This is a genomic window from Pseudovibrio sp. WM33 (assembly GCF_001623165.1).
In the GTDB taxonomy this organism is placed as follows: Bacteria; Pseudomonadota; Alphaproteobacteria; order Rhizobiales; family Stappiaceae; genus Pseudovibrio.
The window spans coordinates 1-369 of record NZ_LMCK01000140.1; the positions used below are offsets into that span (position 1 = coordinate 1).

At 51.8% G+C, this 369-nt stretch carries 1 protein-coding gene; it reads left to right on the forward strand.

The annotated features are described in order from the left end of the window. On the forward strand, nt 1-228 hold a 228-nt coding region (locus PsWM33_RS27760), incomplete at its 5' end, for a hypothetical protein (protein WP_206599031.1). Nucleotides 229-369: the final 141 nt, after the last annotated feature.

Genomic DNA, 369 nt, shown 5'->3' on the forward strand with positions numbered 1-369 from the left:
GATGCCGATGCCGATGCCGATGCCGATGCCGATGCCGATGTTGTCGTGCTGAGTACGGGGATATGTTTTTCTGGAGCGGGAATAGATGTTGGCAGATGGGGAATAAGTCTGCTTCTGTGCCTTGCTTCTGGTTGCTTCTTTGGACTGTCTTGGTGTGAGGTCTTTTGTGGCCTTGCCCCGCTGTTTGACCTGCTGGCTTTACATAGCAACGTAACATTGCAGGTTTGAACGCAAAAAAACGCAAAGTGTCTCAAATCTGGCGTTGTGGTGTTTTTAGGCTGTTGAAGGTGGCTTTTGTTGTTGTGCTTTGCGTGTTGGTTTGGCTTTTGGGCTCACGGCTCACGGCTCACGGCTCACGGCTCACGGCTC